General features: G+C 66.7%; 14 protein-coding genes and 1 tRNA gene. 7 read left to right on the forward strand and 8 right to left on the reverse strand.

Going from position 1 to position 13,406, the window contains the following annotated elements; all coding sequences use genetic code 11:
• Nucleotides 1-47 precede the first annotated feature (47 nt).
• From ilvD to ACTICP_RS12350, 4 genes are all read right to left on the reverse strand, one after another.
• Nucleotides 48-1,766 carry a dihydroxy-acid dehydratase gene (gene ilvD / locus ACTICP_RS12335; RefSeq protein WP_441892771.1) on the reverse strand — a complete coding sequence of 573 codons (1,719 nt, stop codon included), beginning with the start codon at nt 1,764-1,766 and terminating at the stop codon, nt 48-50.
• Nucleotides 1,767-1,775: 9 nt separating this feature from the next.
• Nucleotides 1,776-2,573: a trehalose-phosphatase gene (otsB, locus tag ACTICP_RS12340; RefSeq protein WP_441892774.1), complete on the reverse strand. Its 798-nt coding sequence runs from the start codon at nt 2,571-2,573 to the stop codon at nt 1,776-1,778.
• A gap of 82 nt (nt 2,574-2,655) precedes the next feature.
• The gene (locus ACTICP_RS12345) at nt 2,656-4,068 is read right to left on the reverse strand and encodes an alpha,alpha-trehalose-phosphate synthase (UDP-forming) (protein ID WP_441838590.1); all 1,413 of its coding nucleotides are present in this window, start codon (nt 4,066-4,068) and stop codon (nt 2,656-2,658) included.
• Nucleotides 4,069-4,104: 36 nt separating this feature from the next.
• A complete protein-coding gene (locus tag ACTICP_RS12350) occupies nt 4,105-5,340 on the reverse strand; it encodes an MFS transporter (RefSeq protein ID WP_441838592.1) in 1,236 nt (411 codons plus the stop codon).
• A 68-nt stretch (nt 5,341-5,408) separates the two neighbouring features.
• Between ACTICP_RS12350 and ACTICP_RS12355 the strand changes: the two genes are divergently transcribed.
• Nucleotides 5,409-5,690 (forward strand): hypothetical protein, encoded by a 282-nt coding sequence (locus ACTICP_RS12355; RefSeq protein ID WP_441838593.1) that lies wholly within the window; start codon nt 5,409-5,411, stop codon nt 5,688-5,690.
• A gap of 34 nt (nt 5,691-5,724) precedes the next feature.
• On the opposite strand, the gene ACTICP_RS12360 is transcribed toward ACTICP_RS12355, so the two are convergent.
• From ACTICP_RS12360 to ACTICP_RS12370, 3 genes are read right to left on the reverse strand one after another with little or no spacing between them, the layout of a single operon-like run.
• Nucleotides 5,725-6,903, reverse strand: coding sequence for an acetyl-CoA C-acyltransferase (locus ACTICP_RS12360; RefSeq protein WP_441838595.1), 1,179 nt, complete (start codon nt 6,901-6,903; stop codon nt 5,725-5,727).
• Nucleotides 6,900-7,553, reverse strand: coding sequence for a CoA transferase subunit B (locus ACTICP_RS12365; protein WP_441838596.1), 654 nt, complete (start codon nt 7,551-7,553; stop codon nt 6,900-6,902). Before ACTICP_RS12365 ends, ACTICP_RS12360 begins: the two co-directional genes overlap by 4 nt.
• 2 nt (nt 7,554-7,555) lie before the next feature.
• Nucleotides 7,556-8,332, reverse strand: coding sequence for a CoA transferase subunit A (locus tag ACTICP_RS12370; RefSeq protein WP_441838599.1), 777 nt, complete (start codon nt 8,330-8,332; stop codon nt 7,556-7,558).
• Between the two features lie 120 nt (nt 8,333-8,452).
• On the opposite strand from ACTICP_RS12370, the gene ACTICP_RS12375 reads away from it, so the two are divergent.
• The 5 genes from ACTICP_RS12375 (at nt 8,453) to ACTICP_RS12395 (ending at nt 11,634) form a co-directional block, all read left to right on the forward strand.
• Nucleotides 8,453-9,238 carry an IclR family transcriptional regulator gene (locus ACTICP_RS12375; protein WP_441892778.1) on the forward strand — a complete coding sequence of 262 codons (786 nt, stop codon included), beginning with the start codon at nt 8,453-8,455 and terminating at the stop codon, nt 9,236-9,238.
• Between the two features lie 71 nt (nt 9,239-9,309).
• Nucleotides 9,310-9,753, forward strand: coding sequence for a MarR family winged helix-turn-helix transcriptional regulator (locus tag ACTICP_RS12380; RefSeq protein WP_441892780.1), 444 nt, complete (start codon nt 9,310-9,312; stop codon nt 9,751-9,753).
• Nucleotides 9,750-10,982: an MFS transporter gene (locus ACTICP_RS12385; RefSeq protein ID WP_441892782.1), complete on the forward strand. Its 1,233-nt coding sequence runs from the start codon at nt 9,750-9,752 to the stop codon at nt 10,980-10,982. Before ACTICP_RS12380 ends, ACTICP_RS12385 begins: the two co-directional genes overlap by 4 nt.
• 26 nt (nt 10,983-11,008) lie before the next feature.
• A complete protein-coding gene (locus ACTICP_RS12390; RefSeq protein WP_441892784.1) occupies nt 11,009-11,491 on the forward strand; it encodes a YbaK/EbsC family protein in 483 nt (160 codons plus the stop codon).
• A 71-nt stretch (nt 11,492-11,562) separates the two neighbouring features.
• Nucleotides 11,563-11,634, forward strand: a tRNA-Lys gene (locus tag ACTICP_RS12395).
• A gap of 118 nt (nt 11,635-11,752) precedes the next feature.
• On the opposite strand, the gene ACTICP_RS12400 is transcribed toward ACTICP_RS12395, so the two are convergent.
• Entirely contained in the window at nt 11,753-12,946 is a 1,194-nt protein-coding gene (locus ACTICP_RS12400) for a tyrosine-type recombinase/integrase (RefSeq protein ID WP_441892786.1), read from the reverse strand.
• Between the two features lie 35 nt (nt 12,947-12,981).
• On the opposite strand from ACTICP_RS12400, the gene ACTICP_RS12405 reads away from it, so the two are divergent.
• Complete coding sequence (locus ACTICP_RS12405; protein WP_441892788.1) at nt 12,982-13,179, forward strand: helix-turn-helix transcriptional regulator; 198 nt, start codon at nt 12,982-12,984, stop codon at nt 13,177-13,179.
• Nucleotides 13,180-13,406: the final 227 nt, after the last annotated feature.

The raw sequence follows: 13,406 nt of genomic DNA on the forward strand, positions 1-13,406 counted from the left end.
GGAGATCTGCGTGTGCGCAACGAGCGCAGGCGAATCGAAGCGGCGGATCAACCGGTGGTCGCACCCTCCGCGGCGGAGCGGACGAGCTTCGAATATTTGGCAAGAACGCCACGGGTATAGCGCGGGGGAAGCGGCTCCCAGTCGGAACGCCGGGAGGCGAGCTCTGCCTCATCGACGAGTAAGTCAAGAGAGCGAGCTGCGATATCGACCCGTATCAGATCACCATCGCGCACGAATGCGATAGGACCTGCGTCCACCGCTTCGGGTGCTATGTGGCCGATGCACAGGCCGGTTGTGCCGCCTGAGAATCGTCCGTCTGTCAAGAGTAATACATCTTTCCCGAGACCAGCGCCCTTGATGGCCGCGGTGATCGCGAGCATCTCCCGCATGCCGGGGCCACCCTTGGGGCCCTCGTAGCGGATGACGATGACCTCGCCGGCGGCGATCTCGCCGTTCGCGACGGCATCCATGGCCGCGCGCTCACGCTCGAAGACACGCGCGGGGCCCTCGAACACGTCGGCGTCGAAACCGGCTGACTTCACGACCGCGCCCTCGGGCGCGAGCGATCCGTGCAGCACGGTCAAACCGCCGGTCGCGTGGATGGGGTTGTCGAAGGTGTGGATGACTTCGCCGTCGATCGGGTCAGGGTCGATCTCAGCGAGGTTCTCGGCGAGGGTGCGGCCCGTGACAGTCAGCGCGTCGCCGTGCAGCAGGCCCTCATCGAGCATCGCCTTCATGATGACCGGGATGCCGCCATGACGGTCGACGTCGTTCATGACGTACTTGCCGAACGGCTTCATGTCGGCGACGTGCGGCACCCGGTCGCCGATGCGGTTGAAGTCGTGCAGGGTGAGGTCGACCTCGGCCTCGCGGGCGATCGCGAGCAGGTGCAGCACGACGTTCGTCGAGCCGCCGAGTGCCATCGCCAGGGCGATGGCGTTCTCGAACGATTCCTTCGTGAGGATGTCGCGGGTCGTGATGCCCTGGCGCAGCAGGTTCACGACGGCCTCGCCCGAGCGGTGCGCGAAGTAGTCGCGGCGACGATCGGCGGACGGTGGGGCGGCGGAGCCCGGCAGGCTGAGCCCCAGCGCCTCGGCGACAGATGCCATCGTGTTGGCGGTGTACATGCCGCCGCAGGCGCCCTCGCCGGGTGCGATGGCGCACTCGATGCGCTTGAGGTCCTCCTCGCTCATGAGGCCGGCCCGGCACGCGCCGACGGCCTCGAACGAGTCGATGATCGTGACGTCCTTCTCGGTGCCGTCGGACAGCTTCACCCAGCCCGGTGCGATGGATCCGGCGTACAGGAAGACGCTGGAGAGGTCGAGGCGGGCGCTGGCCATCAGCATCCCGGGGATCGACTTGTCGCAGCCCGCCAGCAGCACGCTGCCGTCGAGGCGCTCGGCCATCATGACGGTCTCGACGGAGTCGGCGATGACCTCGCGCGACACGAGCGAGAAGTGCATGCCCTCATGGCCCATCGAGATGCCATCCGACACGGAGACGGTGCCGAACTGCAGCGGATATCCCCCGCCGGAGTGCACGCCTTCCTTAGCGCCCTGAGCGAGCCGATCCAGGCTCAGGTTGCAGGGGGTGATCTCGTTCCAGCTGGAGGCGATGCCGATCTGCGGCTTGTCCCAGTCTTCGTCGCCCATCCCGACGGCGCGGAGCATGCCTCGGGATGTCGTGGCCTCGATGCCGTCAGTGACGACGCGGCTGCGGGGCTTGATGTCGGTGGACGCGTTCGAAGAAGGATCTTGCGAGGACATGACGGCAGTCTATTCCCGTCCGGCGGCGCGCTCGGTCGCGAGCGCCTCCAGAAGGGCTGCGATGTCTTGTGGAGTGTCCACACGCACGCCCGCCGCGGTCTCTCCCGGCCCGACGCGCACGCCGAGGTCATCCGGACCGAGAACCTGCATGGCGTCCTCGTCGGTCACATCGTCGCCGGCGAACAGGATGCCGGTGGCGCCGAAGTGATCGCGCAGCACCGCCATCGCAGTGTCCTTCCCCTCCGCACGGGACGAGAATTCCAGCACCCGATGGCCCGAGCGGCGACGCCACTGCGGGAAGCGCTCGGCGACCAGCGCGTCGATCTCCGCGAAAGCCGCGGCCTCGGCTTCCGGTGTGGCTCGTCGGGTGTGGATACCCATGCCGAAGGTCTTCGGCTCGAGTCCGACACCGTCGTAGCGGTCGACGATCGGCTGCGCGGCGGCCCAGAGCGCCTCACGCGCTCCCTCCTCCGTCGCAGCGCCCGGAGCGTCCTCGTCTCCCGCACCGGGGAACCAGTACTGCGCGCCGTGCGAGCCCGCCAGCGCAACGACCGAGTCCTCGTCGTGCTCGGTGATGATCTTCAGATCATGCATGCTGCGTCCGGAGACGTAGGCGACGAACGTGTCCGGCAGCGCGGCGAGGCGTTCGACCTGTACCGCGACCTCGGGAAGGGCGCGAGCCGACATCGGATCCAGGACGAGCGGCGACGCCGTGCCGTCGAAGTCGAGCGCGACGACCAGTCGCGATGTGGCGGCGATGGTGCTCAGGGCGTCGTCTGCGGTTCCGGGCGTCCAGGTGCGGGTCACGGCGATTCTCCTCGTCGGGGGTCGATTCCGACCAGCCTCTCACGCGTGCGGGGGTCGGAATTCACGCATGACGAGCACCCATTCACGAATGACGGGCGCGCACGTCCGAGAGCGCCTCGAGGAACGATGACGACCAGGCCCGCACGTCGTGCTCCAGCACGCGCTTGCGCAGCGAGCGCATGCGTCTGCTCTGTTCGGCGGGTTCCATCTCGACCGCGGTCATGATGGCGTCCTTCAGCCCCTCGATGTCATGCGGATTCACCCGGATGGCCTGGCGCAGTTCGTCGGCGGCACCGGTGAACTCGCTGAGCACCAGCGCTCCGCGGTTGTCCGCGCGGGTGGCGATGTACTCCTTCGCAACGAGGTTCATGCCGTCACGGAGGGCGGTGATCAGCATCACATCGGCGGCGAGGTAGAGGGCGACCATCTCCTCGCGCGGGAACCCCTGGTGCAGGTAGCGGATCGCGCTGTGGTCCATGGTGTCGGTGTCGCCGTTGATGCGGCCCACGGCGAGCTCGATCTCGTCGCGCAGATGCACATAGGCGTCCACCCGCTCACGGCTGGGGCTGGCGACCTGGATGAACGTGACGTCCTCGACGTGCAGACGACCTTCGGCGAGCAGTTCGCCGTACGCCTTGATGCGGTGCCGGATGCCCTTGGTGTAGTCGAGCCGGTCGACGCCGAGCAGAATGTGCTTCGGGTTGCCCAGGCTCTCACGGATCTCGGCCGCGCGGGCCTTCACCTCGGGTTTTGCGATCAGTTCGAGGTAGGGGGCGGTGTCGATGGAGATCGGGAACGCTTTCGCGAGCACCGGTCGCGTCTCGGTCTCACCGGGAACGTCGACCATCGATCCCTTGATGTTGTACTGCAGCCGGCGCCGCACGGCGGCCAGGAAGTAGTTCGCATCCTGCGCCCGCTGGAACCCGATCACGTCCGCTCCGAGGAGCCCGCGCAGCACCTGATCGCGCCAGGGCAGCTGTGCGTAGAGCCCGTGTGCGGGGAACGGGATGTGGTGGAAGTAGCCGATCGTGACGTCGGGGCGCAGCGCCCTGACCATCTCTGGCACGAGCTGCAACTGGTAGTCGTGCACCCACACGGTGCCGTTGTGCACGACGGCGGCAGCTGCCGCCTCGGCGAATCGTCGGTTGACGGTCACGTAGGCGTCCCACCATTCCCGGTGATACGCGGGCGGAGCGATGACATCGTGATAGAGCGGCCAGATCGTGTCGTTGGCGAAGCCCTCGTAGTATTCCGCGACCTCCTGCTCGCTGAGTGTGATCGGGATGAGGCGGAGACCGTTCGCCGTGAACGGCTCCAGCTCGAGGTCGGCCTGCCCTGCCCACCCCACCCAGGCTCCATCGACGGATCTCATGACCGGCTCGAGCGCGGCGACGAGACCACCGGGCGAGGGGCGCCAGATCTCCTCACCAGGCAGGTCCACCACCCGGTCCACCGGAAGCCGGTTCGCGACGACGACGAATTCTGCGGTGTTCATGGAAGCTCCTCGCTGCCCGTGGGTTCTCACCCCAGGCTAGCGAGTGCCGGTGCGGGTGCTGCTGGCGATCCAGTTCAGGATGCCGGCGATGAGCACGATCGCCGCGGCGGCGATCGGCAGCAGCAATGCAGCGGAGGTGCCGCTGTGCTGCGCGACCTCGCCGGTGACGGCGGAGGCGATCGACTGCCCGACGATCACGCTCGACCCGAGCATCGTCATCACCGTCGCCGAGCGCCCGAGCGGACTCCGGGCAGCACCGAAGCTGTACTGCGTCACGAGGGTCGGCCCGATGCCGATGCCCAGTATGCCCAGCACCCACCCCATGCCGGCCGGCGAGTCGACGAACGGCAGCAGCAGGCTGCCGAGGAGCAGGATGCCGGCGAATACGAGCCAGCGTGCGCGCATCGAGAACCGCGGCGGAAGCCAGGCCACGCCGAGCGCCAGGATGGCCGACCCGACGCCCATGATCCCGTACAGTAGCCCCGCCTGCTCCGGCGCGCCACGATCGGCCATGAACGCGGTGAGCGAGGTGAGCATGGTGCCGAAGAACAGTCCGACGCCGAGGATGCCGACGACCACGACGAGCAGGCTCGGCCGGAACAGCGCGGATGCCGGCGACGGCGCCCGGCCGTCAGCATCTCGCGCCGCAGAGACATGCCTGCCGCTGGGGTGCAGCGCGAATGCGCCGACGAAGATCAGCGTGAGCACGGCCGCGCCGACCAGGGGCGCCCACGGCGCGATGGCCGCAGCGAGGATGCCGACGAGGAACGGACCGAACACGAACACCGTCTCGTCGGCGGCCGACTCGTACGACATCGTGCCGGAGAGGACGCGGCTGCGCTGCTTCTCCGGCATCCGCTCGTCGATGATCGTCACCAGCCGTGAACGAGACATCGGCGCGACCTGCGGAGCCGAGGCGCCGATGCCCACCGCCGCGAGCAGCACGACGGCATCGTCTGCGGTGCTGTACACGACGACGGCGAGCACGACGAGCATCGCGCTGTTGACGACGGCGAGGATGACCAGCACGGGGCGCTGACCGACGCGATCGGCCGCCGCGCCGAGCAGCGGCCCGAAGCACGCCGCGCCGAGCCCGACGGCGGCCGAGGTCAGGCCGCCCAACGACAGTGACTCGCGAGCCGCGACGACGAGGGTCAGCACACCCACCACCATCATCGCGAACGGCAGACGCGCGATGAACGCGATGACGAAGTACGGCAGACCAGCTTCGCGGAAAACGCTCGGCTGCGGAGCTTCGGGGGTATGGATCATGGCTTCATGCGCACACGGCGCTGCGTCGATCCTATCGACGCCGGGGTGCCCCAGGTAGGTTGGAAGGCATGCGCTATCTGTTCAGCACAGGCCTCATCGGAGCGATCACCGCTGGTATGTCACTGCTGCGCGGCACGAAGGACGCCCCCATCACCTGGCGCGCGGTGCTCGCGTGGCTCAGCTGGGGCATCACGCTCGCGCTCGCGATCGGCGCTGCGATCGACATGCGCCGCGAGAGCCACGGCGTCCCCGTCTCCGAGGATTCCCCGCTGGCGCCGAAGCAGTCCAAACGTGCGAAGAAAGAGGGCAAGCGCGTCGAGAAGCAGCTGAAGGCCGCGCAGAAGCGTTGACCTTCAGCCCGCTCTCGTCACGCTGTGCGAGCACTCAGCGCGTGAGGATCAGCGCCTCGCCCTGACCGCCGCCTCCGCACAGGCCCACCGCGACCGTGCCGCTGCCGCGCTTGGCGAGTTCGTGCGCCATGTGCACGACCATTCGGTTGCCCGAAACGCCGATCGGATGGCCGATCGCGATGCCGCCGCCGTGGACGTTCACGATGTCGCCGGAGACGCCGAGTTCGGTCTGTGAGCGGGCCACGACCGCACCGAACGCCTCGTTGATCTCGACGATGTCGAGGTCGGCGGCGGTGATCCCCTGCTTGTCGAGGGCGCGGGCGATGGCCTGGGCCGGCTGCGCCTGGAGCGAGTTGTCGGGGCCGGCGGTCTGGCCGTTCGCCCCGATCACGGCGAGCACGGGCCAGCCCTGCGCCTCGGCATTCGCGCGCGTGGTGACCACGACGGCCGATGCTCCGTCGGAGATCTGCGAGGAGTTGCCCGCAGTGATGGTGCCGCCCTCGGCGAACGCTGCGCGGAGCTTTCCAAGTGTCTCCACGGTGGTCTCCGGGCGGACGCCCTCGTCCTTCGTGACGATGACGGGCTCGCCACGCCGCTGCGGCACCTCGACGGTGACGATCTCGGCGTCGAAAGCGCCGGCGTCGGCGCCTGCGGCGGCGCGCTGGTGAGACAGCGCGGCGACCTCGTCCTGCACCTCGCGCGTCAGCTCGAAGCGCGGATTGTGCCGCTCGGTGGAGGCGCCCATGCTCTCTTTGTCGTAGGCGTCCGTAAGGCCGTCGTAGGCCATGTGGTCGAGCACTTCGACACTGCCGTAGGTCCATCCGTCGCGCGATCCCATCAGCAGGTGCGGCGCCCGGGTCATCGACTCCATGCCCGCGGCGACGACCGTTGTGGCGTCCCCGGTGCGGATCATGCGGGCGGCGTCGATGATCGCGGTGAGACCGGATAGGCACACCTTGTTCACTGAGTGGGCAGGGACCTCCCAGCCGATGCCCGCGCCGATGGCAGCCTGGCGGGCGGCGTTCTGACCGGAACCGGCGGCGAGCACCTGGCCGACGATGACGGCGTCGATCGCGGCCGGGTCGACGGATGCCTGCTCGAGTGCGCCCCTGATTGCGAAGGATCCGAGCTGCGGGGCGGTGAACGATGCGAGCTGGCCCTTGAGGCGCCCCTGGGGTGTGCGGGCAGCGGCGACGATGACGACGTCGGTCATGAGTTCTCCTTCAGGTCTTCTGAAACGGCCAGCGGCGGTTCGGTCGCGTCGATGACCTCCTGCACGCTCACGCCGGGCGCCGTCTCTGCGAGGACGAGCCCGTCAGCGGTGACGTCGATCACGGCGAGGTCAGTGATGATGCGGTGAACGACGCCCTTGCCGGTCAGCGGCAGGGAGCATTCGTTCACGATCTTCGGGGAGCCGTCTTTGGCGACGTGCTCCATGAGAATGATCAGGCGCCGGGCACCGTGGACGAGGTCCATCGCACCGCCGGGCCCCTTGACCATCTTGCCGGGGATCATCCAGTTCGCCAGGTCTCCGGCGACGGAGACCTGCATGGCTCCGAGGATCGCGGCGTCGATCTTGCCGCCGCGGATCATGCCGAAGCTCGTCGCCGAATCGAAGAACGCCGTGCCGGGCAGAGTCGTCACCGTCTCTTTGCCGGCGTTGATCAGATCGGGGTCGACGGCGTCCTCTGTCGGGTACGGGCCGACGCCGAGGATGCCGTTCTCGGACTGCAGCACGACGGTGACATCGGCGGGCACGTAGTTCGGCACCAGGGTGGGCAGACCGATGCCGAGGTTGACGTAGGAGCCGTCGGTGAGCTCGGCGGCGGCGCGGGCGGCCATCTGCTCGCGGGTAAGTGCCATGGTCAGGCTCCTTCGCTGGTGGTGACGGTTCGGCGCTCGATGCGCTTCTCGATATCGGTGCCGACCTCGATGATGCGGTGCACGAAGACGCCGGGCAGATGCACCTGATCGGGGTCGATCTCGCCGGGCTCGACGAGGCGCTCGACCTGGGCGATGCAGATGCGCCCGGCCATGGCCGCGAGCGGGTTGAAGTTGCGGGCGGCCTTGTTGAACACGAGGTTCCCGTGCCGGTCGCCGATCGCCGCGTGCACGAGCGAGAAGTCGGTGGCGATGGCGTCTTCGAGGACGAAGTCCTTCGGCGTGCCGTCGACGTCGAACGAGCGCACATCCTTCACGGGTGACGCGACCGCGATCGAGCCGTCCGGGTTGTAGCGGCGCGGCAGTCCGCCATCGGCGACCTGCGTGCCGACGCCGGTCTGCGTGTAGAACGCGGCAATGCCCGATCCCCCGGCGCGCAGCTTCTCAGCGAGGGTGCCCTGGGGCGTCAGCTCGAGCTCCAACTCACCGGAGAGGAACTGCCGCTCGAATTCCTTGTTCTCGCCGACGTACGACGAGGTCATCTTGCGGATCCGCTGCGCATTCAGCAGAACGCCGAGCCCCCAGTCGTCGACACCGCAGTTGTTGCTGACGACGCTGAGGTCGGTCGTGCCCTGGGCGAGCAGGGCGTCGATGAGGGCGATCGGATTGCCGGAGAGCCCGAACCCTCCCACAGCCAGAGACGCGCCGTCCGGGATGTCGGCGACGGCTTCGGCAGCCGATCCCCATTGCTTGTCGATCACGTGCTTGTCGCTCACGCAGCACTCCTTCGTGTCAGGTCTTCCTTCCAGCATCCGCCCTCGACGGCGCCGTCCGAAACCCGGTCTTGCGATGTGGTCGATTCGCCGAGTAGCGTCCACATTGTGGACACCCCATCGGTACCCGGCGCTCAGGCCGTTGCGCGCGCCGCCCGCCTGCTGCGTCTGGTGACCGCCGCCGCCGGCGACGGCGCGAACCTGCAGGATCTCGCGCGCTCGGCCGAACTCTCGCGCTCCACGGTGCACCGACTGCTCAGCGCCCTGCGCGCCGAAGGACTCGTCGACCGCGACGAGCAGACCGCACGATGGATGCCGGGCCCAGAGCTTTTCCTGATGGGATCCGTGGCTGCGGCTCGCTACGACGTGACGGCTCTCGCCCGCGACATCGTCCGTTCACTGGCGGTCAAGACCGAGGAGAGCGCGTTCCTCTCGGTGCGCCGTGCCGACGAGACCGTATGCCTGCTGCGCGAGGAGGGCTCGTTCCCGATCCGCTCCTTCGTGCTCAGCGAGGGTGTGCGATTCCCCCTCGGTGTCGCGAGCGCCGGTCTGGCGATCCTGTCGTTCCTGCCTGACCACGATGTGGATGCCTATCTCGATCGTCATCCCGAGCTCAGCGAGAACTGGGGACGCTCTCATGGCCTCACTCCCCTGCGCACCCGACTGGCCGAGACCAAGGAACGCGGCTATGCGGTCAACCCCGGTCTGATCGTCGAGGGCAGCTGGGGCATGGGTGCTGCGGTGTTCGACCGCAGTGGGCGCCCGGAATGGGCACTGAGCCTCACCGGTGTCGAGTTCCGGTTCGGTCCTGACCGCCTCGCTCACCTGGGCCGCACACTGATGGCGCACGCGCACCAGCTGTCCTCCCGCATCGCGAGCCGCACCGGTCATTGAGGCGGTCTGGTCGCGCGAGCCGCCGCCACCAAGCCACACCAATACATGCCAGTAGGTATATACTTTCGGGTATGAATCATGACGAGATCATTTCCTCGATCGTGATGTCCGCACACGCACTGGGCCGCATCGCCGCCCAGGATGCCGAGAACGATGCCCCCGCCGCGCAGTGGCGAGCGCTGACGCTTCTCGAGCGCGAGTCCGGGCAGCGGGTCGGTGCCCTCGCGCGGGCATCGCGCACGACGCAACCGGGAATGACACGGCTACTGGGAGACCTTGCACGCGCAGGCCTCGTTACCCGCTCCCCCGATCCTTCGGACTCGCGGGCGACGGTCGTGGATATCACGGAGGCCGGGCGTACGGCCCTGACGCAGTGGCGCGAAACGTTCCGCACCGCGCTGGCCCCGCGCTTCGCCGATCTGGGTGCAGCCGATTGGGAAGCACTCCATCACACCGCCGAGATCCTCGCGGCACACAGCATCGAACCGAAACAGGAAGCAGGAGGACGCGAATGAACAGCACCGCGACGACGGGATCGATCTGGCGACAGCCGGCACAGGTCTGGGCGGTCGCATTCGCCAGTGTGGTGGCGTTCATGGGCATCGGGCTCGTCGATCCGATCCTGCCCGCGATCGCCGAATCGCTTCAGGCGAGCCCCACCGAGACCGAGCTGCTGTTCACCAGCTACCTGCTCGTGACGGGGCTGGCGATGCTCATCACCAGCTGGATCTCGAGCCGGATCGGCGCCAAGGCGACCCTGATGATCGGGCTCTCCCTCATCATCCTGTTCTCCCTCGCATCGGCTCTGAGCGGCAGCGTCGACGCGATCATCGGATTCCGCGCCGGATGGGGACTGGGCAACGCACTGTTCATCTCGACGGCGCTCGCGACGATCGTCGGCTCGGCCTCCGGCGGCAGCGGTGCGGCCATCGTGCTGTACGAAGCCGCGCTCGGACTCGGCATCGCGATTGGACCGCTGCTGGGCGGTCTGCTCGGCGAGGTCAGCTGGCGTGGACCGTTCTTCGGCGTCGTCGCGCTGATGGCCATCGCGTTCATCGCGGTGCTCACCCTGCTGCGCGGACCATTTGAAAAGCGCCAGCCGGTTCCGTTCTCGGCGCCGTTCAAGGCTCTCGGTCGCCCCGCGCTCGCCGTCCTCGCCGTCGCAGCGTTGTTCTACAACATCGGGTTCTTCGTGCTGCTCGCCTTCTCACCCTTCCCACTCGGGTTCGGGGCGATGGGCATCGGGCTGACATTCTTCGGCTGGGGAGTCGCGCTCGCGATCACCAGCATCTGGGTGGCACCGTGGATGATGCGGCGCATGACGCGCACCGCGATCATCCTCACGATCCTGCCCCTGCTCGCCGTCGACCTCGTCGCGGCCGGACTGGTCGCCGAGACGGCGCCGTCACTGGTCGTCTGCATCATCATCGGCGGCCTGCTGCTCGGCGTCATGAACACGGTCCTCACCGAGGCCGTGATGGAGGCGACCGACCTGCCGCGTTCGGTGGCGTCATCGGCGTACTCGGCTGTGCGTTTCATCGGTGGGGCGATGGCTCCCCCGATCGCCGCACTGCTGTGGCACGCGTTCAACTCGACCGTGCCGTACCTGTTCGCCGCGGCGTCGGTGCTGGTGGCGACGCTGACGGTGTTCCTCGGCCGAAAGATTCTCGCGCACATCAACGACGAGCCCGCAGATGCCGTCGTCGAGGACGCAGAGGCGATCACGGTCGGTGACGCCTCGTGAAACGAGGCATTGGATAGCGTGGACGCATGAGCGAGACCACCCCACTCCCCGAACGCAGTCGCATCGTCGAGCAGCACCTGGAAGCCGCCGGCGTCACCCCGGAGATCCGCGTGCTGCCCGACTCGGCGCGCACGGCAGTCGAAGCCGCAGCCGCCATCGGGTGCGAAGTGGCCGCCATCGCCAACAGCCTCGTATTTCTGGCCGACGGCGAGCCGGTGCTGGTGATGACCAGCGGTGGTCACCGGGCCGACTTCGCCGTCGTCGCGGCCAGTGTCGGCGCCGACCGGGTGGAGATGGCCCCAGCATCCGTCGTCCGCAGCGCGACCGGACAGGCAATCGGTGGCGTAGCGCCGGTCGGCCATCCCGAGCCGCTGCGCACGTACATCGACGAAGCGCTCCGTGACATCGACGAGATCTGGGCCGCGGCGGGCCATCCGCACACGGTGATGCCGCTGACTTTCGACACCCTGCAGCAGATCACGGACGGTCGGATCATCGCCGTCGTCTGAGGCCTCCGCGATTTCGCATGCGTCCGGGGAACTGGTAATGTAATTCCTCGGCCGGGAGTGATCTCAGCCATGCGCCTCTAGCTCAATGGCAGAGCAATTGACTCTTAATCAATGGGTTCCCGGTTCGAGCCCGGGGGGGCGCACGGATAAGTCCTGGTAGATCTCGCCATCTACCAGGACTTTTCTGCTTGCTGGTTGGCATCGCGCACGATGAGTGAGATGACCCTGAGTCAGGATTTGGTCAGGATGCGTTTGGACTGGTCAGGATTTGCCCTGACTCTTCGCGGCTTTTCGGAGGGCTCGATCTCGTGCCTTCGTCATCTTCGCGGTGACGTCGTCCATGCGGTCGGGGAATAGCTTGGCGTAGGTGTTGAGGGTTTCCTTAGCGTCGGAGTGGCCTAGCATTCGCTGGACCATCAGGACATCTGCGCCGGATGCGATGGCCAACGATGCTGCTGTGTGTCGTAGGCCTTTCGGGGTGAGTCCAGTCGGCATCTTCGCGGCCTCGGTAGCTTTCTTCCACTGCCGGTTGCGCCAGTTGGCGGTGCTCTGGTGCTTGCCCCGACGATTTACGAACAGTGGAGTCGTCTTCGCGCGCTTGCCCATCTGAGTACGGAGATCGTCTATTAGGTGCGGTGGAATGGGCACATCGCGGATGCTCGCATGAGTCTTTGGCATCTTGCCGATGATTGGTTTCTTCTCGCCGTTGACAGTGAACGTCTTCGTGATCGAGATCCGACGTCGTACGAGATCCACATCTCCGACGTCCAGTGCGAACGCTTCTCCGGGGCGTAGTCCGATGTTCCCCATGATGGCGACGAGTAGAGCATCCTGGGATGTCTCGGTGGTCCGCATGGTGTCGATCAGGCGCTCTAACTGGAGGTGGTCCAGGAAGATGACCGGATCAGTCTCGATCCTCGGCGTCTCGATTCCGGAGGATGGGTTTCGTCTGATCCATCCCTCTTGGACGGCCAGTCCCAACGCGGCGTTGAACGGCACGAGAACGCCCTTGATGGTCGCGGGTCTCAGTGGTCCCTGTGCGCCTCTCACGTCCGCTCTACGGGGCGCTGTGCCTTCCTGAAGGGCTGATACCCACGTGTCAACGTCGGTGCGTTTGATTGCGTTCAGGCGCGTGCTGCCCCACCTGGGCAAGACGTAGTTCTCTATGCGGTTCTGGTAGGTGCTGCGGCTCGCCTCTCCGGGCTTCTTCTTTGAATCCATCCACGCCTGCACAGCATCGGCCAAGGTCATGGATGCGACTTCTGGCGCGGTGTAGTCGTGGGAGCGGAGAGAGTTCTCCAGCCAAGTCTTGTGAGCTTCAGCATCGGGCTTCTTCTTGAAGCTCTTCGAGCGCTCTTTGCGCGTCTCGGGCTCGATCCAGACAACACGCCATCGATTCCCGGTACCGGTCTTCGCGCCCTTCCAGCGATCCGCAATCCAAACTCTTGTGCTCATCCTTGATCTTTCTTCTTGGTGGGCGTACCACGACTATGACGAACGATAACGCTGAGTCCCGACTTCTCACGCCGCGTGACGTGTCCCGTTATCTGGGGCGCTCGGTTTCTGCTCTCGCCCAACTTCGATATCGAGGCACCGGACCCCGGTTCATCCATGCAGGGGGTCGCATCAGATACAGACAAGCCGACGTTGAGTTGTGGCTCCAGTCTGGAGAACGCGATGCAACCTGATTATGAGGGTGACGCTGAGCTAGAGGCTGAGTTCTACCGTGCAATGGCGGCAGATCCAGGGATACTGATCGAGATGGCGCGAGATGCTCGCATCGCGGCGGAGAGGGATGAGCGGATGCGAGCCAAGAGGGAGCGGGAACTAGAGCGCGGAGCACTCCGGCGTGCCAAGGCACGAGCTGCACGCGCTGCTGCTCAGAGCTAACGGCTACTTGGCTGCTGCGATGTAG

This window comes from Microbacterium sp. (genome assembly GCF_052102115.1).
Lineage (GTDB): Bacteria > Actinomycetota > Actinomycetes > Actinomycetales > Microbacteriaceae > Microbacterium.

What these genes read in the sequence shown, in the direction of transcription:
- ilvD (WP_441892771.1), bottom strand. Translation starts at nt 1,766, where the DNA reads ATGTCCTCGCAAGATCCTTCTTCGAACGCGTCCACCGACATCAAGCCC.
- ACTICP_RS12345 (WP_441838590.1), bottom strand. Translation starts at nt 4,068, where the DNA reads ATGAACACCGCAGAATTCGTCGTCGTCGCGAACCGGCTTCCGGTGGAC.
- ACTICP_RS12350 (WP_441838592.1), bottom strand. Translation starts at nt 5,340, where the DNA reads ATGATCCATACCCCCGAAGCTCCGCAGCCGAGCGTTTTCCGCGAAGCT.
- ACTICP_RS12355 (WP_441838593.1), top strand. Translation starts at nt 5,409, where the DNA reads ATGCGCTATCTGTTCAGCACAGGCCTCATCGGAGCGATCACCGCTGGT.
- ACTICP_RS12360 (WP_441838595.1), bottom strand. Translation starts at nt 6,903, where the DNA reads ATGACCGACGTCGTCATCGTCGCCGCTGCCCGCACACCCCAGGGGCGC.
- ACTICP_RS12365 (WP_441838596.1), bottom strand. Translation starts at nt 7,553, where the DNA reads ATGGCACTTACCCGCGAGCAGATGGCCGCCCGCGCCGCCGCCGAGCTC.
- ACTICP_RS12380 (WP_441892780.1), top strand. Translation starts at nt 9,310, where the DNA reads ATGAATCATGACGAGATCATTTCCTCGATCGTGATGTCCGCACACGCA.
- ACTICP_RS12385 (WP_441892782.1), top strand. Translation starts at nt 9,750, where the DNA reads ATGAACAGCACCGCGACGACGGGATCGATCTGGCGACAGCCGGCACAG.
- ACTICP_RS12390 (WP_441892784.1), top strand. Translation starts at nt 11,009, where the DNA reads ATGAGCGAGACCACCCCACTCCCCGAACGCAGTCGCATCGTCGAGCAG.
- ACTICP_RS12400 (WP_441892786.1), bottom strand. Translation starts at nt 12,946, where the DNA reads ATGAGCACAAGAGTTTGGATTGCGGATCGCTGGAAGGGCGCGAAGACC.
- ACTICP_RS12405 (WP_441892788.1), top strand. Translation starts at nt 12,982, where the DNA reads ATGACGAACGATAACGCTGAGTCCCGACTTCTCACGCCGCGTGACGTG.